This window comes from Streptomyces sp. NPDC012888 (genome assembly GCF_042900645.1).
Taxonomy (GTDB): Bacteria; Actinomycetota; Actinomycetes; order Streptomycetales; family Streptomycetaceae; genus Streptomyces.
Genome location: NZ_JBIBBM010000002.1, coordinates 320143 through 340861, shown reverse-complemented (window position 1 = coordinate 340861; position 20719 = coordinate 320143). Strand labels below are relative to the sequence as shown.

The 20719-nt window shown below is 72.5% G+C and carries 15 protein-coding genes; 7 read left to right on the top strand and 8 right to left on the bottom strand.

Annotation, left to right across the window (positions count from 1 at the left end):
• Positions 1-3: 3 nt before the first annotated feature.
• Positions 4-2085 (bottom strand): prolyl oligopeptidase family serine peptidase, encoded by a 2082-nt coding sequence (locus ACFY61_RS03920; protein WP_389466584.1) that lies wholly within the window; start codon positions 2083-2085, stop codon positions 4-6.
• A 122-nt stretch (positions 2086-2207) separates the two neighbouring features.
• On the opposite strand from ACFY61_RS03920, the gene ACFY61_RS03915 reads away from it, so the two are divergent.
• Positions 2208-3860 carry an MFS transporter gene (locus ACFY61_RS03915; protein WP_389466582.1) on the top strand — a complete coding sequence of 551 codons (1653 nt, stop codon included), beginning with the start codon at positions 2208-2210 and terminating at the stop codon, positions 3858-3860.
• Positions 3861-4476: 616 nt separating this feature from the next.
• Here the strand turns inward: ACFY61_RS03915 and ACFY61_RS03910 are convergent.
• The 6 genes from ACFY61_RS03910 to ACFY61_RS03885 form a co-directional block, all read right to left on the bottom strand.
• Positions 4477-5886, bottom strand: coding sequence for a cytochrome P450 (locus tag ACFY61_RS03910; RefSeq protein WP_389466579.1), 1410 nt, complete (start codon positions 5884-5886; stop codon positions 4477-4479).
• Between the two features lie 97 nt (positions 5887-5983).
• On the bottom strand, positions 5984-6646 hold the full coding sequence (locus ACFY61_RS03905) for an excalibur calcium-binding domain-containing protein (RefSeq protein ID WP_389466576.1): 663 nt from the start codon (positions 6644-6646) through the stop codon (positions 5984-5986).
• A 103-nt stretch (positions 6647-6749) separates the two neighbouring features.
• Positions 6750-6959 (bottom strand): hypothetical protein, encoded by a 210-nt coding sequence (locus ACFY61_RS03900; RefSeq protein WP_389466574.1) that lies wholly within the window; start codon positions 6957-6959, stop codon positions 6750-6752.
• 85 nt (positions 6960-7044) lie between these two features.
• Positions 7045-7530 (bottom strand): lamin tail domain-containing protein, encoded by a 486-nt coding sequence (locus ACFY61_RS03895; protein WP_389466573.1) that lies wholly within the window; start codon positions 7528-7530, stop codon positions 7045-7047.
• 108 nt (positions 7531-7638) lie between these two features.
• Positions 7639-7785, bottom strand: coding sequence for a hypothetical protein (locus ACFY61_RS03890; RefSeq protein ID WP_389466570.1), 147 nt, complete (start codon positions 7783-7785; stop codon positions 7639-7641).
• Positions 7786-8006: 221 nt separating this feature from the next.
• Positions 8007-9536 (bottom strand): helix-turn-helix domain-containing protein, encoded by a 1530-nt coding sequence (locus tag ACFY61_RS03885; protein WP_389466569.1) that lies wholly within the window; start codon positions 9534-9536, stop codon positions 8007-8009.
• 323 nt (positions 9537-9859) lie between these two features.
• Here ACFY61_RS03885 and ACFY61_RS03880 point away from each other — a divergent pair, with 323 nt between their 5' ends.
• Complete coding sequence (locus tag ACFY61_RS03880; RefSeq protein WP_389466566.1) at positions 9860-10801, top strand: ion transporter; 942 nt, start codon at positions 9860-9862, stop codon at positions 10799-10801.
• Positions 10802-10942: 141 nt separating this feature from the next.
• Here ACFY61_RS03880 and ACFY61_RS03875 read toward each other — a convergent pair whose 3' ends face one another.
• Positions 10943-12883, bottom strand: coding sequence for an amidohydrolase (locus ACFY61_RS03875; RefSeq protein ID WP_389466565.1), 1941 nt, complete (start codon positions 12881-12883; stop codon positions 10943-10945).
• A gap of 159 nt (positions 12884-13042) precedes the next feature.
• Here ACFY61_RS03875 and ACFY61_RS03870 point away from each other — a divergent pair, with 159 nt between their 5' ends.
• The 5 genes from ACFY61_RS03870 (at position 13043) to ACFY61_RS03850 (ending at position 20708) form a co-directional block, all read left to right on the top strand.
• The gene (locus tag ACFY61_RS03870; RefSeq protein ID WP_389466563.1) at positions 13043-14077 is read left to right on the top strand and encodes a LacI family DNA-binding transcriptional regulator; all 1035 of its coding nucleotides are present in this window, start codon (positions 13043-13045) and stop codon (positions 14075-14077) included.
• A 224-nt stretch (positions 14078-14301) separates the two neighbouring features.
• The gene (gene acnA, locus ACFY61_RS03865; protein ID WP_389467012.1) at positions 14302-17019 is read left to right on the top strand and encodes an aconitate hydratase AcnA; all 2718 of its coding nucleotides are present in this window, start codon (positions 14302-14304) and stop codon (positions 17017-17019) included.
• Positions 17020-17352: 333 nt separating this feature from the next.
• Complete coding sequence (gene ngcE / locus ACFY61_RS03860; RefSeq protein ID WP_389466561.1) at positions 17353-18780, top strand: N-acetylglucosamine/diacetylchitobiose ABC transporter substrate-binding protein; 1428 nt, start codon at positions 17353-17355, stop codon at positions 18778-18780.
• Positions 18781-18800: 20 nt separating this feature from the next.
• Positions 18801-19745: a carbohydrate ABC transporter permease gene (locus ACFY61_RS03855; protein ID WP_389466559.1), complete on the top strand. Its 945-nt coding sequence runs from the start codon at positions 18801-18803 to the stop codon at positions 19743-19745.
• Between the two features lie 36 nt (positions 19746-19781).
• Positions 19782-20708 (top strand): carbohydrate ABC transporter permease, encoded by a 927-nt coding sequence (locus ACFY61_RS03850; protein ID WP_389466556.1) that lies wholly within the window; start codon positions 19782-19784, stop codon positions 20706-20708.
• The last annotated feature ends 11 nt before the right edge of the window (positions 20709-20719 follow it).

Below are 20719 nucleotides of genomic sequence, written 5' to 3'. Positions count from 1 at the left end.
CGGTCAGCCGGGCAGGACCTCGCGGAGGAAGGCCAGCTCCTGCGCGGCGATCTTCTCGTGGACGCCGTCCGGGGTCATGTGGGTGACGCCGGGCAGCGCCAGAACCCGGTGCGGCCGGCCCGCGTCGGTCAGCGCCCGGGACAGCCGCAGGGTGTGCGAGGGGTGCACGTTGTCATCGGCCAGGCCGTGGATCAGCAGCAGGGGACGGCTCAGCCGCGGCGCGTCCGCGATCAGCGACTCGCGCGCGTAGACCTCGGGCTCCTCCGACGGAAGGCCGAGGTAGCGCTCGGTGTAGGCGGTGTCGTAGTGCCGGAAGTCGGTGGGCGGGGCGCCGGCGACCGCCGCGTGGAAGACGTCGGGGCGCCGCAGTACGGCCGCGGCGGCCAGGTAGCCGCCGTACGACCAGCCCTTGACGGCGACCCTGCCGAGGTCGAGTTCGGGGTGGCGGTCGCCGAGCTCCCGCAGGGCCGCCACCTGGTCGTGCAGGGTGACCGCGGAGAAGTCGCGGTACATGGCGTGGGTGAAGGCGGGCGAGACGTGAGGGGTGCCCCGGTTGTCCACGGTGACCACCGCGAAGCCCTGGTCGGCCCACCACTGGCGGTGCTGCCAGCGGCGCGGCTCGGCGGACACGTCCTGGTGGCCGGGCCCGCCGTACACGTGCAGCAGTACGGGCAGCCTGCGGCCGGGCACGTGCCCGCGGGGCAGCACCACCGCGCTGGGCAGCCGGTGTTCGGTGACCCGGGCCAGCAGCGGCCGCACCCGGTGGGGCAGCGGCTCGGACAGGTCCGCCGGGGCGTGCTCGCGGCCGTCGGCGGTGCGCAGGACGCGGCGGACGCCGTCCTCCCCGGCGGAGGTGAGCAGCAGGCTGCCACCGCCGGCCAGGACCGAGTGCACCCCGGGCCCGTCGGCCAGCGGGGTGGCCTTCCCGGTGTCCGGGTCCAGCAGCAGCACCTGCTGCTCGGAGGGGTCCCGCAGCCCCGCCTCGACCAGGAGCCCGCCCGCGTGCTCCCCGGCGACCCGGCGCACCTGCATGTCGTCGCCGGTCAGCGGGGTTCCGTCCAGGGCGAGGCCGCGGGCGCGTCCGCCGGGGGTGTCGACGGCGGTGAGCATCCGGCCGTCGGCCAGCCGCGCGGGGGTGCCGGGCAGCTGGTCGACCCAGTGGGGGTGGCTGGTGCGGGACAGTTCGCGGGTGGCGCCGGTGGCCGGGTCGGCGGAGAGCAGCAGCACGTTCCGCTGGAGCCGGTCCTGGACGGTCAGCAGGATCTCGCCGGGCCGCTCCCAGGCGGCGTCGGAGACGTAGGGGAACTCCGCGGCGTCCCACTCCAGCCGGACGCGGCCGGCGCCGGGCCCGAGGACCCACAGCTGGACGTCCGCGTTGGGGCCCCCGGCCTCGGGGTAGGCGAAGTCCTCGGCGGGCCGCTCGGGGTGCGCGGGGTCGGCGAACCAGCGGCGCTGCAGCCCCTCCTCGTCGACCCGGGCGGCCAGCAGCGCCTGCCCGTCGGGGGACCACCAGTGGCCGCGGGAGCGGCCGAGCTCCTCGGCGGCGGCGAACTCGGCGAGGCCCCAGCGGGCGCCGTCGGCGGGGGAGACCCTGCCGCCGGGAGTCACGTACAGGGCGTCGTCGGCCACGTAGGCGGTGCGGGTGCCGTCGGCGTCGGGGCGGGGGTCGACGGCGGGGCCGGCGGCCGGGAGCTCGCGGGGGGCCGTGCCGCCGTCGGCGTCGACCGCGTACAGCCGCCCGTGGAGGGCGAAGGCGGCGCGGCGGCCGTCGCCGGAGAGGGCGTACGAGCCGATGCCGGCGGCGGTCAGCCGGATCCGCTCGCGCAGCCGGCGCTCGGCGACGGGCAGTTCGCCGGGTTCGGGGCTCAGCAGGCGGGGGTCGGCGAGCAGGCGTTCGCCGCCGGTGGCGGTGTCGAGCACCCAGAGGCCGTCGAGGGGGTCGGTGGGGCCGGTGGAGCGCAGGAACCAGAGCAGCCGGCCGTCGTCACCGAAGGCGAAGGCGCGCGGGGCGCCGTAGGTGAACCGGCCGGTACGGGCGGACAGGGCGAGGAAGGGGTCGTCCTGGGCAGGGAGGGAGTCATCCATGGGCGTAGTGTGACATGTGAAATTTCACAGTGGAACGGGAGGGCGCCCGGCCAGGCGCCCGGTTCCCGGCGCCGCCCCCGCCCGGGTGGTGGCCCCCGAACGGGGGGTCTAGCGTCGGAGAGATGGACCGGAACCGGAACCGGAACGCGCGCCCGCCCACCGCGACGGCCGACGGGAAGACCGCCGACGGCGGAACGACCGGCAGCGGTGCGGCGGGCAGCGGTCCGGCGGCCGACGGCAGTCCGGCGGGCAGCGGTGCGGCCGGCGGGACGGCACCGCAGCGCGACGGCCTGCTGGCCCTGTGCGCCATCGCCTCGTGCCAGCTGATGGTCGTCCTGGACATCACCATCGTCAACATCGCCCTGCCCGACATCCAGCGGTCCCTGGGCTTCTCGACGCAGAGCCTGTCCTGGGTGGTCAACGCCTACACCCTCACCTTCGGCGGCCTGCTGCTCCTCGGCGGGCGTGCCGGCGACATCCTCGGCCGGCGGCGGGTGTTCGTCTTCGGCGTGCTCCTCTTCGGACTGGCCTCGCTGCTCGGCGGGTTCGCCCAGAACGCCGGCCAGCTGCTGGGCGCCCGCGCCCTCCAGGGCGTCGGCGGCGCCATCGCCTCACCTACCGCGCTCGCGCTGATCACCACCAACTTCCCCGAAGGGCCCGCCCGCAACCGGGCCTTCGGCGTGTTCGCGGCCGTATCCTCCGGCGGCGGGGCGATCGGCCTGCTGGCCGGCGGCATGCTCGTGGAATGGCTCGACTGGCGCTGGGTCCTGTTCGTCAACGTCCCGATCGCCGCGGCCATCGCACTCATGGCGGGCCGGGTGATCCGCGAGTCCGAACGCCACCCCGGCCACTTCGACCTCGCCGGCGCGCTCACCGGAACCCTCGGCATGGTGGCCCTGGTGTACGGGTTCATCCGGGCCTCCCAGGAGGGCTGGCGCGACCCGGTCACCCTGGGCTCCTTCACCGCCGCGGCCGCGCTGCTCGCCGTCTTCCTGCTCGTCGAGCGCCGCTCGCCGCAGCCGATCACGCCGCTGCGCATGTTCGCCGACCGCAACCGGGCCGGCACCTACCTGATCATGCTCTTCCTCGCCTGTGCGATCTTCGGCATGTTCTTCTTCCTCACGCTGTACGTGCAGGACGTGCTCGACTTCAGCCCGATCCAGGCCGGCCTGGCCTTCCTGCCGGTCAGCGTGGTCATCGCGGCCGCGGCCCAGGTCGTGTCCCGGCTGGTGCCGCGGACCGGTCCCAAGCCGCTCGCGGTGGTCGGCGCGCTGTGCGCCGCCGCGGGGCTGAGCTGGCTCACCCTGACCGACGTCCACTCCACCTACCTGGGCAGCATCCTGGGCCCGATGCTGCTCTTCGCCACCGGCATGGGCATGCAGTTCGTCTCCCTCACCCTGATGGCGCTGTCGAACGTCCCGGAACGCGAGTCGGGGGCCGCCTCCGGTCTGCTGAACACCACCCAGCAGGTGGGCGGTTCGCTCGGCCTGTCCATCCTCGTCACCACGTACGGCGCGGCCGTCCGAGACGAGGCGGCGCGGCAGGTCCCGGCCTTCCTCGCCACCGCCGGCCCCGAGCAGCGCGCCCTGTTCCTCCGCACCCGCCGGCTGCCCGACCCGTGGGCCGACCGGGTCCTCACCGCGGGGGTCACCACCGCCTTCGTGGTCGCCGCGGCCTTCACCCTGGCCGGCGCCCTGATCGCGGTGTTCGTCCTGCGGACCCGGCCGTCCGACCTGGCGCGCCTCCAGGGCGAAGCGGCGGACGCCCGCCCCTGACGAGCGAGCCGGCGGGGCCTCCGCCCCGCGCCCCGATCGCCGGCGAGGCCGAAGGCGCCGGGCCACAGCGCGAAGCGGGGGCCGCGCTTTCAGCCCGAGCGGCGTTTGAGCGGGCCCGGCGGGGGCTCCGCCCGGGCTCGTGGGGCGCTGCCCCACACCCCGCGCCTCAATCGCCGGCGAGGCTGATAGTGCCGGGCCACAGCGCGAAGCCGGGGCCGCACTCCAGCCCGAGCGGAGGCTGGCAGTGCCGGTCACGGCCCAAAGCTGGGCCGCGCTTCCAGCCCGAGCGGCGTTTGAGCGGGCCCGGCGGGGGCTCCGCCCGGCCACGTGGGGCGCTGCCCCACACCCCGCGCCTCAATCGCCGGCGAGGCTGAAGGTGCCGGGCCACAGCGCGAAGCCGGGGCCGCACTCCAGCCCGAGCGGCGTTTGAGCGGGCCGAACCGGGGCTCCGCCCGGGCACTGGGGCTCCGCCCCGCACCCCGCGAATCAAGCGCCGGCGAGGCTGAAGGTGCCGGGCCACCGCACGAGGCCGAGCCGCCCGGCCGGGAGTGTGGCCCGGACCGGGCCGTCGGGGCGCTGCAACGGCGGGAGCGGGCGGCACCGGGCCGTCGGGGTGCTACTTCGGCGGGAGCAGGCGGCAGCGGGCCGGGCCCGCCGCGCGGAGGGTGATGCCGGTGCTCACGGGCACCTCCCGGTCGACCGGCTCCAGGGAGTACTCCCGGAGCACCATCGCCAGCGCGATCACCGACTCCAGCATCGAGAAGTGCTGCCCGATGCAGGCGCGCGGGCCGCCCCCGAACGGGAACCAGGCGTAGCGCGGCCGCCCGGCCTCCGCCTCCGGCGTGAACCGCTCCGGGTCGAAACGGTCCGGGTCCGGCCAGTACCGGGGGTGCCGGTGCGTCACCCAGGGCGCGACGATCACGTCCGCGCCCGCCGGGACCAGGTGCCCGTCGACCGTGGTCGCGGCCACCGCCCGCCGCCCGATCACCGGCGCCGCCGGGTACAGCCGCATCGCCTCCTTCAGCACCTGCGTCAGGTACGGCAGCCGCTCCAGGTCCTCGGCCCCGGGCGTACGGTCGCCCACCACCCGGCGCACCTCCTCCCGCGCCCGCTCCTGCTCGGCGGGGTGCAGGGCCAGCAGGTGCAGGGCGAACGCCAGAGAGGTCGCCGTGGTCTCGTGCCCGGCCAGCAGGAAGATCAGCACCTGGTCGCGGAGCTCGCCGGCGTCGAAGGCCGGGTCCTCGCCGCCGCCCGCGGCCGCGAGCAGCCCCAGCAGGTCCTCGCCGGCTCCGCCCTCCCCGCCGCCCTCGTCCTTCCTCCGGCGGATGATCTCGTCGCACACCCCGTACAGCTCGTCCATGGCGGCCGCCGCCCGCCGGTTGCCCGGGGTCGGCCACGTGCGCGGGACGTTGGCGGGGGAGTAGCCGCGCCGCAGCACGTACTCGGTGATGACCGGGAAGCACCGGTCGACGACCTCGATGGTCGCCTCGACGTCCGTCCCGAACAGGATCCGGGCCACCGCGCGCAGCGCCAGCCCCATCATCTCCTCGGCCACGTCCACCACCCCGCCGGGCGCCGACCGCCACGCGTCGAGGGAGGCCTGCGTCTCGGCGGCCACCGCGCTCGCGTACGAGTCCACCCGGCGCCGGGTGAACAACGGCTGCACCAGCCGCCGCTGCCGCAGGTAGTCCTCGTCCTGGCTGGTCAGCAGCCCGTTGCCGAAGGAGTCCCGCACCTCCTGGTAGAAGGCGTTGTCCTTGCGGAAGTTCGCCGACTCCGAGGCGAGGACCTGCTGCGCCCCCTCCGCGGAGAACGCGCAGTACAGCTCGGCCCGCAAGCCGGGCGGGCCGGCGGTGATCCGTACGACGTCGCCCTCCTCGCGCCGGGCCCGGAGGAACGTCCCGAGCGAGTCGCCCTTCAGGTCGAGCATCGACCCGATCAGCGGCGCCCCCGACAGCTCCGGGGCCCTCGTGCCCGTGCCGCCGCCCCCGCCCACACCGGTTCCCGAACCCTGTGCAACCGCCACGACTTCCCCCTCATCCACGGTCCGTTACCGCGATTGTGCCGGTCAGCGGCGTTCGGGGCGAGTAAGCGACCGGCCGATCCGGCGGGGCCCCGGCCGGCTAACTGTCGCAGGCGATACCGTCGTTGTCCCGGTCCAGGTGCCGGCCGTAGCCGGGTTCCCCGCGGCGGATCGGCGCGGCTCCCGCGGCCCTGGCGTCGGCGCAGGTCCGGTAGTACTCGGCGCCCCCGGCCGGCGGTTCGGTGCTCGGCCGGGCCGGCGGCCGCACCGGCGGCTTCGCGGTGGGCTGCACCGGCGGCTTCACCGAGGGCTTGGCCGGCACCGGAGCCGGCACCCGGTCGGGCGTGGGCGTGGGCGTGGGCGTGGCCGTGGGCTGCGACAGCGCGCCCTGCCGCGCGGGACAGCCGGCTCCCGGCGCGACCAGCGCCAGTTCGGCGGCGGCACCGGCCGTGACGGCCTCGTCGGCGGCGGGCCGCTGGAAGCACACCAGCCAGGTCCCGTGCTCCGGCGGCAGCGTCACGTCCGCGTACGCGCTGCTCGCCGTGACCGGCCCGCCGGCGGTCGCCGCCCGTACGGCCGTCCCGGCCGCGGAGAAGTCCTGCCCCACCACGTCGGGCATCCGGGCCGGCGCGGCGGGCGGCGGTGCCACCGTCGCCGCGGCCGGCTTGCCCGACCCCGCCTCGGCCGGCCCGCCGCACCCGGCCACCAGCACCGCCACGGCCCCCGCCGCGACCGCCACGGCCGCCCTCTCACGCTGGAACACGACTCCGCCCCCTGCTTCACGCTCCGCCAGGACCGCCGACCCTATGCGCAATCACCGGCGCGGGGGACCCGTTCGCGTGAACGCGGCACACGCGGCAGGGGGTTCACCCCTCCCAGGTCTCGGGCCCCCCGCCCTCCCACCGGAACAGCCCCGGGTCCTCGATGTCGATCTCGTCCCATCCGGGCAGCTCGATGCGGCGCAGGAACTCGCGCAGGTCGCGCTCGCTGTGCGCCATGCCGAGGATCTCGCCGTCGACGTGCACCCGCCGACCGCCCTGCTCGTCGGGAGCATGAATCACGATGCGCGCGTCCATGCCCCCACCCTGCCCGCCCCACCGGCACCCCGCCCCCGCACGGGGCCGGCCGAGTGACGGCGGGCCGCCCGCCGGGCGCGAGGACTCAGCGGTGGAAGGTGATGTAGCCGTTGCCGTCGGCGTCGTCGGCGCTCTTGCTGTAGGCGTGGGTGTCGGCGTAGGCGCCGCCCGGCTTGAGCAGCTTCACGGTGTCCCTGTCGTTGTTCCAGATGAAGTTGCAGTTGTTGCGGTAGGCGACGTTGCCGGCGTCCGACTCGCTGCCGCGGCCGCCGCGCAGCCGCACGAAGTCGCCGGGCTCCAGGTAGTGGTTGGCGGTGAAGGTGTATCCGTTCCCCACGGCGTCCCGGACGGTGTAGCCCCGCAGATTGACGGTGCTGCCCGAGTAGTTCGCGATGACGACGTACTCGGCGCTGGTGTTGCCACTGGTGCAGCTGTTGTAGTCACGGCCGGGCGCGTCGTACTGGACACCGCTGATCTTCAGCGCGGAGGAGTACTCGGTGGCGTGCGCCGGAGCGGCGGCGACGGCTATCGCGGCGGCCGCGACGGCGAGGGCGGCGGTGTTCTTCTTCATACGGGTTCCCCCTGATCGGGTGTGCTGGGCGGGGCGAGTGCGCGGAATACCGCCGCGACGCGGTCCTGCGTACCGGCCGGCGAGGAGTCCGGCCCGGCGCGGTGGGGCTCAGTAGCCGTGGCGACGGTTGAGACTGCTCACGCTGCCGATGCCCGCCGTGAAGGAACAGCAGGACGCCGGCATACCGGGCTGCGGCTGGTACTGCTGCGCCTGCAACTGCTGCTGCTGGTCGTACGGTTGCCGAGGACTGGTCATCGATTGCCTTTCCGGCAAGGCGTGTCACTTCGTGGCGCGGCGCTCAAGATACACAGACTGTTGAGATCCGCCACCGAGCGGTACGCATGCTGAGACGGCACCGCGCAGTGCCGGCCACGGTCAGGCGACACCCCGACGGCGAGTGCGCCTGCCTCATGCACGAAGCCCCCGCGGGCCGGTGGTTCACCGGGGCGGGGGCTTCGGGGTGTGGTGCCGCGGGGCTAGATGTCGCGGAAGATCTCGATCTGGGCGCCGACCGAGTTGAGGCGTTCGGCGAGTTCCTCGTAGCCGCGGTTGATGACGTAGACGTTGCGGAGGACGGAGGTGCCCTCCGCGGCCATCATCGCCAGCAGGACCACCACGGCCGGGCGGAGGGCCGGCGGGCACATCATCTCGGCCGCGCGCCAGCGGGTGGGGCCTTCGACCAGGACGCGGTGGGGGTCCAGGAGCTGGAGGCGGCCACCGAGGCGGTTGAGGTCGGTGAGGTAGATCGCGCGGTTGTCGTAGACCCAGTCGTGGATCAGGGTCTGGCCCTGGGCCACGGCCGCGATGGCCGCGAAGAACGGGACGTTGTCGATGTTGAGCCCCGGGAACGGCATCGGGTGGATCTTGTCGATCGGGGCTTCGAGCTTGGACGGGCGGACCGTCAGGTCGACCAGGCGGGTACGGCCGTTGTCGGCGGTGTACTCGGCGGAGCGGTCGTGGTCCAGGCCCATCTCCTCCAGGACCGCGAGCTCGATCTCCATGAACTCGATCGGCACGCGGCGGATGGTGAGTTCGGACTCCGTGACCACCGCGGCGGCCAGCAGGCTCATGGCCTCGACCGGGTCCTCGGAGGGGGAGTAGTCCACGTCCACGTCGATGACCGGGACGCCGTGCACGGTGAGGGTGGTGGTGCCGATGCCCTCCACCTTCACGCCGAGGGCCTCCAGGAAGAAGCACAGGTCCTGGACCATGTAGTTGGAGGAGGCGTTGCGGATGACGGTGACGCCGTCGTGGCGGGCGGCGGCCAGCAGCGCGTTCTCGGTGACGGTGTCCCCGCGCTCGGTCAGCACGATGGGCCGGCCGGGGGACACCCCGGCGGCGACCTTGGCGTGGTAGAGGCCCTCGGTGGCGGTGATGTCCAGGCCGAAGCGGCGCAGGGCGATCATGTGGGGCTCGATGGTGCGGGTGCCGAGGTCGCAGCCGCCCGCGTACGGGAGACGGAAGTTGTCCATCCGGTGCAGCAGCGGGCCCAGGAACATGATGATGCTGCGGGTGCGGCGGGCGGCCTCGGCGTCGATGGCGTCCATGTCGAGCTCGGCCGGCGGCACGAGCTCCAGGTCCACGCCTTCGTTGATCCAGCGGGCGCGGACGCCGATGGAGCTCAGCACCTCCAGGAGGCGGTAGACCTCCTCGATCCGGGCGACCCGGCGCAGCACGGTGCGGCCCTTGTTGAGCAGCGTGGCGCACAGCAGTGCGACGCACGCGTTCTTGCTCGTCTTGACGTCGATGGCGCCGGACAGACGGCGGCCGCCGACCACCCTCAGGTGCATCGGTCCGGAATAGCCGAGAGCGACGATCTCGCTGTCGAGCGCTTCGCCGATCCGCGCGATCATCTCAAGGCTGATGTTCTGGTTGCCGCGCTCGATGCGGTTCACGGCGCTCTGGCTGGTGCCGAGGGCCTCGGCGAGTTGGCTCTGCGTCCAGCCGCGGTGTTGCCGGGCGTCACGGATGAGCCTACCGATGCGTACGAGGTAGTCGTCTGCCATGGATGCACCGTATCTCAGATATGAGATGGAGATCGCGTCGGGTGGGGCGGGCGGGTGTCACGCGGCGTCAACTGCACCAGGATGCGGAGTAAGTCGTTCCTGTCTTTATATTCCGCTGTGGGTGATTTGCTCAGAATTGGCGTGTGATTCCCCTGGTGTTCGAGAACGTTCCCTCGTTCGGGTGTTCCTGCGCGGCGGCGCGGGGCACCCCCGCCGGTTTCCGCGTTGTCCGGTCGGGCTCCGCCGGGCACTTCCCGTTCCCGGACGAACCGGAGCGAACCGAATCAATCCGACGAAACGAAACAGCGCAGAGGTGAGGCCCGATGACGCCCGAGGCACGGCCGGCCCGTCGGCGGCGGGTGAGGATCGCCACTCGCTGCCGCACGATCGTCCAGGACCCCGCCTTCGGACTCGCGGTGTTCCTGCTGATCCTGGCCAACGCCGCCGTCCTGGGCGTGGAGACGTACCGTGGTGTCGCCCTCGCCTACCGGCAGGAGCTCCTGGTGGTGGAACAGCTGTTCCTCGCGCTGTTCACCCTCGAGCTCCTCCTGCGCGCCGGCGCCTGCGCGGACCGGCCGAAGGAGTTCCTGAGGGACCCCTGGCACCTGTTCGACCTGGCCGTGCTGGTCTCCGCGTTCGTCCCGCTGGTGTGGGACGACAGCACCGTGCTGCGGCTGCTGCGGCTCGCCCGCGTGCTGCGCACGGCCCGGTTCCTGCCGCAGTTGCAGGTGATGCTGGTCGCCATGGGGCGCAGCCTGCCCGGGACGCTGAGCTTCGCCTTCATCGGCGGGCTGGTGCTGTACGTGTACGCCATGGTCGGCTGGATCTGCTTCTCCGAGGCCGACCCGGAGAAGTACGGCTCGCTCGGCCGGGCCGGGCTCACGCTGCTCCTGCTGACCACGCTCGACGGTCTGAGCGACGCCGTCCGCGAAGGGCTCGCCTTCTCCCGGTTCACCCTCCTCTACTACGCCTCGTACGCCCTCATCGCCTCCTTCCTCCTCGTCAACATGCTGATCGGGGTGGTCATCGGCTCGTTCGAGGAGGCGCGCGAGATCGAACGCGAGGAGCGGCGGAAGGCCAAGCAGAGCGGACCGCCGCCGGGCTTCCCGCAGGGGCCGGTCCCGGCCGGCCCGCCCGGAGCGGCGGACGCCTCCGCGGACGAGACCCGTGAACGGATCGCCCGCGCCCGGCGGGCCCTGGACGAACTGGAAGCCGTGCTCGACGGCGACCGCCTGGTCCCGGCGGGCCGCGGCGCGGAACGCTGACCGCCGGCGAAGTTCGGCGGCGGTCCCCCGCCCCCGCCCGGCCCGCCGGCCCCCGAGCCCGTCCCGGCCGGCCGTGCCGGCCCCCGACGCCCGGCACCGGACGCCACGCCGCGGGCCCGGCACGGCCCGAGGGAACCGGACCTAGTGCGAGGCGCAGCCGCAGGCCCGGTGGCGGCCGCCGTGGACCGCCGCGTACGTGGCGGGCCGCGGGCCCGCGGCCGCCCGGTCGAGCCGGCCGGCGGCCGCCCGGCCGGCCGCCGAGGCCGCGTCGTGGACCACCCGTCCGCCGACCAGGGTGAGCTCCACCCGGGTGCCGCTGACGTCCGCCAGCGGACAGCGGGTCACGTCCCGGTCCAGCAGCACCAGGTCGGCCGCCTTGCCCCGCTCCACCGTGCCGGTCGTCCCGTCCTGGCGCAGCTGCCACGCCGTGCCCACGGTGTGCATCCGCAGGGCCGAGGCCCGGCCGAGCCCCTCCAGTTCGCGGTAGAGCTCGCCCTCGCCGTGCGCGCCCTGCCGGTCCACCGCGGTCCGCACCTGGTTCCACACCTGCAGCGCGTCCACCGGCCAGTCCGAGCCGCCCGACAGCCGGGCCCCGGCCCGCTCCAGGCTGCGCGCGGGGTACATCCACCGGTGCCGGCGCGGGCCGATGTACGGGAGCAGCGCCTCCATCGTCCAGGTGTCCCGGGCCGCCCACTGCAACTGCATGCAGGCCGCCACCCCCAGCTCGGCGAAGCGCCGCAGGTCCGCCGGGTCGACCAGCTGGAGGTGGGCGACGGCGTTGCGCGCGTCGCGCTGCCCGGTGACCCGCCGGGCGTACGCGTACCCGTCCAGGGCGGTACGGACCGCCCGGTCGCCCAGCCCGTGCGCGTGCATCTGCCAGCCCGCCGCGTTGAACGCGGCGGTCAGCCGGCCGTACTCGGCGGCCGAGGCGTACAGCTCGCCCCGGTTCCCCGTCGGCCTGCCGGTGGCGCCGTCCAGGTACGGCTCCAGCAGCGCGGCCGTCTGCGCCGGGTACTCGATGACCCCGTCCAGGAACACCTTGACCATCCCGAGCCGGAGCCCCGGCACCCGCCCGAACTCCCGCCGCAGCCCCCGCGCGTACGCCAGTGCCGCGGCCGGGTCGCGGGTCTGCTCCACCTCCAGCCGCAGCGCCGGAACGATCCGCTGCGGCAGCCGGCCGGCCGCGGCGAGGTCCCGGTACAGCTCCAGCTCGTGCCGGCCGGTCAGCGCGTCCATCATCGTGGTGACGCCCGAGGCGGCCGCCTGCTCCAGCACCTTCGCGCAGGCCTCGACCAGCTCCGCGCGGGTCGGTGCCGGGACGTGGCGCCGGACCAGGTCCTGCGCGTCGTCCTTGAGGACGCCGGTGGGCTCGCCGTCCGGGCCCTTCACCACCTTGCCGCCCGGCGGGTCGGGGGTGGTGGCGGTGACTCCCGCGACGTCGAGGGCGCGCCGGTTGGCCCACAGGTTGTGCCCGTCGGCGCCGACCAGGACCACCGGACGGCGGGTCGGCAGGGCGTCCAGCATGGAGTGGTGCGGCACCGTGCCGGTGGGCAGCAGCCCGATCGGGTTCCAGTCCTCCACCACCAGCCAGCCGTCCGGCTCGGCACCGGCCCCGCCGGTGCCGGCGAGGAAGCCGCGCAGGATCTCCTGGAGTTCGGGCAGGGTGGTCTCCGCGCCCTCCAGCGAAGGCCGCAGGGACCGGTCGCCCGCGCCGAGCGGGTGCACGTGCCCGTCGTGGATGCCGCTCATCACCGTGTTGCCGCGCGCGTCGACCACCTCGGTGTCCCGCCCGACGTACCGGCGCAGCGCCGCGCCGCGGCCGGTGTCCAGGACGGTGCCGTCCCGGCCGACGGCCACCGCGTCGAGGGGGGGTCCGCCGTGCGTTCCGGTGAACACCCGGGCGTTGTGCAGCACCAGCGCGGCGGAACCCCGCCTCGCACCACTGCGCGCGGCACCCGCGGCGTCCGCGGCACGTGCCGTACCGGCGGCCGGGCCGCCGGCCAGACCGGCCGCGCCGACGGCGCCGGCCGCGGCGAGCAGGCCCCGCCGGGACAGGCGGGACAAGGGGGAGGAAGAGGTCATGAGCCACTCCAGGAGGACGAACCCGATGGGCGCCAGGGACCGTTGGCCGCCGCCGGCTGTGGCCAGGACGATCGGTGATTAACCCGTTAACCGGTACCCGCCGCCGGCCACGGATTCCGCAGCGCGCGGCCTGCCCACCGGCCCCCGCGGCTCCGTACGATGACCCGCGTGCCCGGACCGACCATCGCCGACGTCGCCCGCGCGGCCGAGGTGTCCACCGCCACCGTCTCGCACGCCCTCAACGGCACCGGACGGGTGGCCGAGGCCACCCGCCGCCGGGTCCGCGCCGTCGCGACCGCCCTCGGCTACGGCGGCGCCCCGGGCACCGGCCCGCGCACCCGCCCCCGGACCCGCACCCTGGGCCTGGCGGTCACCACCTTCGCCGGTTCCCCCTGGGACTACGTCGCCGTCCACTACTTCTCCCGCTGGCTGACGGCCGCCACGGCCGCCGCGCACGCCCGCGGGTACGCCCTCACCACCCTGCCCGCCGACCGCGGCGCGGAGGCCCTGTGGCACACCCTCGCGGTGGACGGGATGCTCCTGCTGGACAGCCCGGCCGGCGACCCGGTCCTGCGCGCCCTGCGCGCCCGCGGCATCCCCGTGGTCTTCGACGGCCGCCCCGCCGCGCCCCGCCCGGAGGACACCTGGGTGGACAACGACCACGCCGCGACCACCCGCGAGGTGCTGGACCACCTGGCCGCCTCCGGCGCCCGCCGCGTCGCACTGCACGGCGGCTACGGCGGCGAGCACTACACCCGGGCGGTGACCGAGGCGTACGAGGGCTGGTGCGCGGAACGCGGCCGCCCGCCCCTCCCCGTCCGCTTCGACCCGGACGACACCGGCGGGCACGCCTTCGACGCCCTGTTCTCCGGGTCCGCCGGGCCCTCCGGCGGCGCGGCGGCTGACGCCGTCTACTCCCTCTACGAACCGGGCGGCCGCCAGGCCCTGGCCGCCGCGGCCCGCCACGGGCTCCGGGTGCCGGAGGACCTGCTGCTGGTCTGCGCGAGCGAGGACCCGTGGTACGGGTCGGCGCCGGTCCCCGTGTCGACGGTGACGCTGCGCCCCGAGCCGGCCGCCCGGGCCGCGGTGGCCGCGCTGCTCGCCGTAGTGGAGGAGCCGCGGGCCGCGGTGCCGGGCCAGCGCACCGTACCGGCCGGCCTGCTGGTCCGGGCCTCGTCCCGCCGGCCGGGCTGACGGCGGTACGCCCGCGCGCATGGTGACGAACATCCACGCCCGTGCATGACCTTCGCGCGGCCATGTACTAGAGTTATCTCGACATCGAGATATCTGCCGAAGGCGAACCGCAGCCGCCCCGCTGGTAAGGGTTACCTAACTTAGCCCTACCTTAGCGGATTGGCCAGAGTGCCACGCGGCAGGATGCGGTAGAACGCGCGAATTCATGCATGAAGGAGACTGTCGTGTCGGCGAACAGCTTCGACGCCCGTAGCACGCTGCAGGTGGGCGACGAGTCGTACGAGATCTTCCGGCTGGACAAGGTGGAGGGCTCCGCCCGTCTGCCCTACAGCCTGAAGGTGCTGCTGGAGAACCTGCTCCGCACCGAGGACGGCGCCAACATCACCGCCGACCACATCCGTGCCCTCGGCGACTGGGACTCGCAGGCCCAGCCGAGCCAGGAGATCCAGTTCACGCCCGCCCGCGTGATCATGCAGGACTTCACCGGCGTCCCCTGCGTCGTGGACCTCGCCACCATGCGCGAGGCCGTGAAGGAGCTCGGCGGCGACCCGTCGAAGATCAACCCGCTGGCCCCGGCCGAGCTGGTCATCGACCACTCCGTCATCGCCGACAAGTTCGGCACCAAGGACGCCTTCACCCAGAACGTGGAGCTGGAGTACGGCCGCAACAAGGAGCGCTACCAGTTCCTGCGCTGGGGCCAGACCGCCTTCGACGAGTTCAAGGTCGTCCCGCCCGGCACCGGCATCGTCCACCAGGTGAACATCGAGCACCTGGCCCGCACGGTCATGGTCCGGAACGGCGTCGCCTACCCCGACACCCTGGTCGGCACCGACTCGCACACCACCATGGTCAACGGCCTCGGCGTCCTGGGCTGGGGCGTCGGCGGCATCGAGGCCGAGGCCGCCATGCTCGGCCAGCCGGTCTCCATGCTGATCCCGCGCGTCGTCGGCTTCAAGCTGACCGGCGAGCTGCCCACCGGCACCACCGCCACCGACCTGGTGCTGACCATCACCGAGATGCTGCGCAAGCACGGCGTCGTCGGCAAGTTCGTCGAGTTCTACGGTGAGGGCGTCGCCGCCACCTCCCTCGCGAACCGCGCCACCATCGGCAACATGTCGCCCGAGTTCGGCTCCACCGCCGCGATCTTCCCGATCGACGGCGAGACCCTGAACTACCTCAAGCTCACCGGCCGCTCCGCGCAGCAGGTCGCGCTCGTCGAGGCGTACGCCAAGGAGCAGGGCCTCTGGCTGGACCCGGCCGCCGAGCCGGACTTCTCCGAGAAGCTGGAGCTCGACCTCTCCACGGTCGTCCCGTCCATCGCCGGCCCGAAGCGCCCGCAGGACCGCATCGTCCTCGCCAACGCCGCCGAGCAGTTCGCCCAGGACGTCCGCAACTACGTGGACGACGTGGACGAGGCGGGCAAGGAGTCCTTCCCGGCCTCCGACGCCCCGGCGAACCACCCGAACGGCGCCCCGTCGAAGCCCACCCTGGTCACCATGGCCGACGGCTCCTCCTTCGAGATCGACCACGGCGCCGTCACCGTCGCCGCGATCACCTCCTGCACCAACACCTCGAACCCGTACGTCATGGTCGCCGCCGCCCTGGTGGCCAAGAAGGCGGTCGAGAAGGGCCTGACCCGCAAGCCGTGGGTCAAGACCACCCTGGCCCCGGGCTCCAAGGTCGTCACCGACTACTTCGACAAGGCCGGCCTGACGCCGTACCTGGACAAGATCGGCTTCAACCTGGTCGGCTACGGCTGCACCACCTGCATCGGCAACTCCGGTCCGCTGGACGAGGAGATCTCGAAGGCGATCAACGAGCACGACCTCGCGGTCACCTCGGTGCTCTCCGGCAACCGCAACTTCGAGGGCCGGATCAACCCCGACGTCAAGATGAACTACCTGGCCTCCCCGCCGCTGGTCGTCGCGTACGCCATCGCGGGCTCCATGAAGGTGGACATCACCAAGGACGCCATCGGCACCGACACCGAGGGCAACCCGGTCTTCCTGAAGGACATCTGGCCGACCGAGGCCGAGGTCAACGACGTCGTCGCCAACGCCATCGGCGAGGACATGTTCAACAAGTCCTACCAGGACGTCTTCGCGGGCGACGCCCAGTGGCAGGCGCTGCCGATCCCGACCGGCAACACCTTCGAGTGGGACCCGCAGTCCACCTACGTCCGCAAGCCCCCGTACTTCGAGGGCATGACCATGGAGACCACCCCGGTCTCCGACATCGCCGGCGCCCGCGTGCTGGCGAAGCTGGGCGACTCGGTCACCACCGACCACATCTCCCCGGCCGGTGCGATCAAGGCCGACACCCCGGCCGGCAAGTACCTCACCGAGCACGGCGTCGAGCGCCGCGACTTCAACTCGTACGGTTCCCGCCGCGGCAACCACGAGGTCATGATCCGCGGTACGTTCGCCAACATCCGCCTGCGCAACCAGATCGCGCCGGGCACCGAGGGCGGCTTCACCCGCGACTTCACCGTCGAGGGCGCCCCGGTCTCCTTCATCTACGACGCCTCCCAGAACTACCAGGCCGCCGGCATCCCGCTGGTCATCCTGGCGGGCAAGGAGTACGGCTCCGGCTCCTCCCGCGACTGGGCGGCCAAGGGCACCGCGCTGCTCGGCGTCAAGGCCGTCATCGCCGAGTCCTACGAGCGCATCCACCGCTCGAACCTGATCGGCATGGGCGTGCTCCCGCTGCAGTTCCCGGAGGGCGCCTCGGCCGCCTCCCTGGGCCTGACCGGCGAGGAGACCTTCTCCATCACCGGCGTGGAGGAGCTCAACGACGGCACCACCCCGCGGACCGTCAAGGTGACCACCGACTCCGGCGTGGAGTTCGACGCGGTCGTCCGCATCGACACCCCCGGCGAGGCGGACTACTACCGCAACGGCGGCATCATGCAGTACGTGCTGCGGAACCTCATCCGCGGCTGACACTGCCGACACTGCTGACGCGGCTTGCCGCGGCAGCGCGCCCAGCGGCACCAAAGGGCCGCATCCCCGTTAAGGGGGTGCGGCCCTTCCGCTTTTCGCGGCGGCGGTGCCGGATGACGGACAGGTCTCAACTCGGAAAAGCCCTCGGCCATTCTTGTGCCCGATCTTGCTGCCCCGAGCGGAAGTGGACTATACCTGTGCGCGTCCGGGTCACCGCACCACGAGCGGCCCCGGGCCGGGGGACGGCGGGGACCTGCGGGGATGCCCGCGGCGCGGCAACTGCCGTGGATTTCCTGCCTCCTTCACACTTCTGACGAAGGCGAGGACATGAGCATGGGATCCACTGGTGAGGGCCTCGGCCGTCGCGATCTGATCAAGCGCTCGGCGGCACTCGGACTGATCACGGTACCGACGATGAGCTTCCTGTCCGCCTGCGCCTCCGGCGGCGAGGACACCTCCACGAAGGGCCCGGACAAGGCCGCGGTCACCAAGGAGAACCCCTTCGGCGTGGCCAAGGGCGGCAAGCTGGACGTCGTCGTCTTCAAGGGCGGTTTCGGGGACGACTACGCCAAGGCGTGGGAGGCCGCCTTCGACAAGAAGTGGGGCACCTCCAGCTCCCACCTGGGCACCCAGGAGATCACCGGGAAGCTCCAGACCCGGTTCAACGGCGGCAACCCGCCGGACGTGGTCGACAACTCCGGCGCCCAGAAGATCAAGCTCGACGTGCTCTTCAAGGCCGGCCAGCTGGCCGACCTGACGCCGGTGCTGGAGGCGCCCTCGCTGGACGACCCCTCGAAGAAGGTCCGGGACATGCTGATCCCCGGCACCGTCGAACAGGGCATGCAGGGCGGCAAGTTCGTCGCCCTCAACTACGTCTACACGGTGTTCGGCTTCTGGTACTCCGGGAAGCTGTTCAAGGAGAAGGGCTGGACCCCGCCCAAGACCTGGGACGAGTTCCTGGCCGTCTGCGGCAAGGCCAAGGAGGCCGGTATCGGGGGACTGGCGCACCAGGGCAAGTACCCGTACTACATCAACGTCGTGATCATGGACCTGATCGCCAAGAAGGGCGGTCTGGAGGCCATGAAGGCGATCGACAACCTCCAGCCGAACGCCTTCGAGAACAACCCGGCCGCCCTGGAGGCCGTCGAGGCGGTGTACGAGGTGGTCGAGCGGGGCCTGCTGATGCCCGGCACCAACGGACTCACCCACACGGAGTCACAGACGGCCTGGAACCAGTACAAGGCGGCGTTCATCCCCTCCGGCTCCTGGCTGGAGAACGAGCAGCTGAAGCAGACCCCGGACGACTTCGACATGAAGTTCCTGCCGGTCCCGGTGCTGGCGGGCAGCAAGCTGCCCTTCGAGGCCATCCGCGCCGGCGCCGGCGAGCCCTTCATCGTGCCGGAGAAGGCCGCCAACAAGCCGGGCGGTCTGGAGTTCGTCCGTTCGATGCTGTCCCGCGAATGGTCGACCGTCTTCGCCCAGCAGGCGAACTCGCTCACGGTGGTCAAGGACGGCGTGGACCCGGGCGTCAAGCTGCGGCCCGGCACCCAGTCGGCGGTGGAGGCCGTCAAGGCGGCCGGAACCGGCACGTTCAACTACCTGTACCCCGACTGGTACAGCGAGATGGACACGGCGATCCAGGACGCGTCCAATGAGCTGATGGCCAAGCGCATCCAGCCCAAGGAGTGGATCAAGCGGTGCCAGGCCGCGGTGAACAAGGCGGCCCAGGACCCGAACGCCAAGAACAACCGCCGCAGCTGACACCGGCAGGGACGGACACCATGAGCCAAGTAGCCCAGAGCAGGGGACGCGCCGGATTCATCGCCGGATTCCTCTTCGCGCCCCTCGCGCTGTACCTGACCTTCGTCATCTGGCCCTACGTACAGACGTTCGGTTATTCGTTCACCGACTGGAGCGGCCAGTCGCCCGTCTTCGACTTCGTCGGAGTGGACAACTACACCGCCCTGATGAACGACGAGGTCTTCCGCGGCGCCCTCTGGAACAACCTGCTGCTCCTGGTGTTCGTCCCGGCCATCACCATCCTGCTGGCCCTGTTCTTCGCCTTCATGGTGAACGCGGGCGGCCGCGGCGGCGCCGGCGGCGTCCAGGGCGTACGCGGCTCCGGCTTCTACAAGATCGTCTACTTCTTCCCCCAGGTCCTGTCGCTGGCCATCCTCGCCGTGCTGTTCGGCGCCATCTACCGCAGCGACCAGGGCGGCCTGCTCAACGGTTTCCTCGTCCGCATCGGGCTGGTCGACCCCCAGCGGCCGGTCGAATGGCTCAACGAACCGAACCTGGTCCTGTGGTGCCTGCTGCTGGTCGTCGTCTGGCACGGCGTCGGCTTCTACCTGGTGCTGTTCTCCGCCGCCATGCAGTCCATCCCCAAGGACGTCTACGAGGCGGCCCTGCTCGACGGCGCGAAGCGCGGCCAGACCTTCTTCAAGGTCACCCTGCCCCTGCTGTGGGACTCCGTGCAGACCTCCGCGGTCTACCTGGGCATCGCCGCCATGGACATGTTCGTCCTCGTCTCCACGATGACCTCGGGCCAGTTCGGCGGCGGCCCGGACCACCACAGCGAGGTCATGGCCACCGTCCTGATGCGCAACTTCCTGTACTTCGGCAAGAGCGGCTACGCCTGCGCCATGGGCGTGGTCATGCTCGTCCTGACCATGATCCTCTCGATGATCACGCTGCGCGCCACCCGCCGCGAGCGCATCGAGTTCTGACAGCCCAGAGCGAGCGAGAGCGGGAGACGACCCACCATGACCACAGTCATCAAGGCTCCGGGCGAGGCCGCCGCCGAACGGGCGGGCGGCCGCCGCGGCCCCGGGGACGCGGAGGACCGCCGCTCCGAGGGCACGGTCCTGAACGTGTTCTCCCACGGCTTCCTGGCCGTGTGGGCCCTGCTGATCGTCCTGCCGCTGGTCTGGCTGGCGCTCGGCTCCTTCAAGACGGACGCCCAGATCGGCGGCTCCGCCCTCAGCTGGCCCTCGAACTGGAACCTCGACGCCTTCGGCCGCGCCTGGGACAAGGGCATCGGGGACTACTTCGCCAACACGGTCGCCGTGATGGCCTTCTCCGTCCCGCTCACCATGCTGCTCGGCTCGATGGCGGCGTACGTACTGGCCCGCTACCCCTTCCCGGGGAACCGGTTCCTCTACTACTTCTTCGTCAGCGGGGCGATGTTCCCGGTGTTCCTGGCCCTGGTGCCGCTGTTCTTCATGGTCAAGCGGTTCGACATGCTGAACACCTACCACGGCCTGATCCTGGTGTACGTCGCCTACTCGATGCCGTTCACCGTCTTCTTCATGCACGCCTTCTTCCGCACCCTGCCGACGGCGGTGCACGAGGCGGCGGTGATCGACGGGGCCTCCGACACCCGGATCTTCTTCCAGGTGATGCTCCCGATGGCCAAGCCCGGCCTGATCAGCGTCGGGATCTTCAACACGCTCGGCCAGTGGAACCAGTACATCCTGCCCTCGGTGCTGATGCAGCCGCAGACCGGATCGGACCCCGAGCGCTACCTGCTCACCCAGGGCCTGATCCAGCTCCAGCAGCAGCAGGGGTACGCGACCGACCTGCCGGTGCTGTTCGCCGGCGTGACGATCGCGATGATCCCCATGCTGGTGGTCTACCTCTCCTTCCAGCGGCAGATCCAGGCCGGCCTGACCTCGGCCACCCTCAAGTAGCCGCCGCCCGC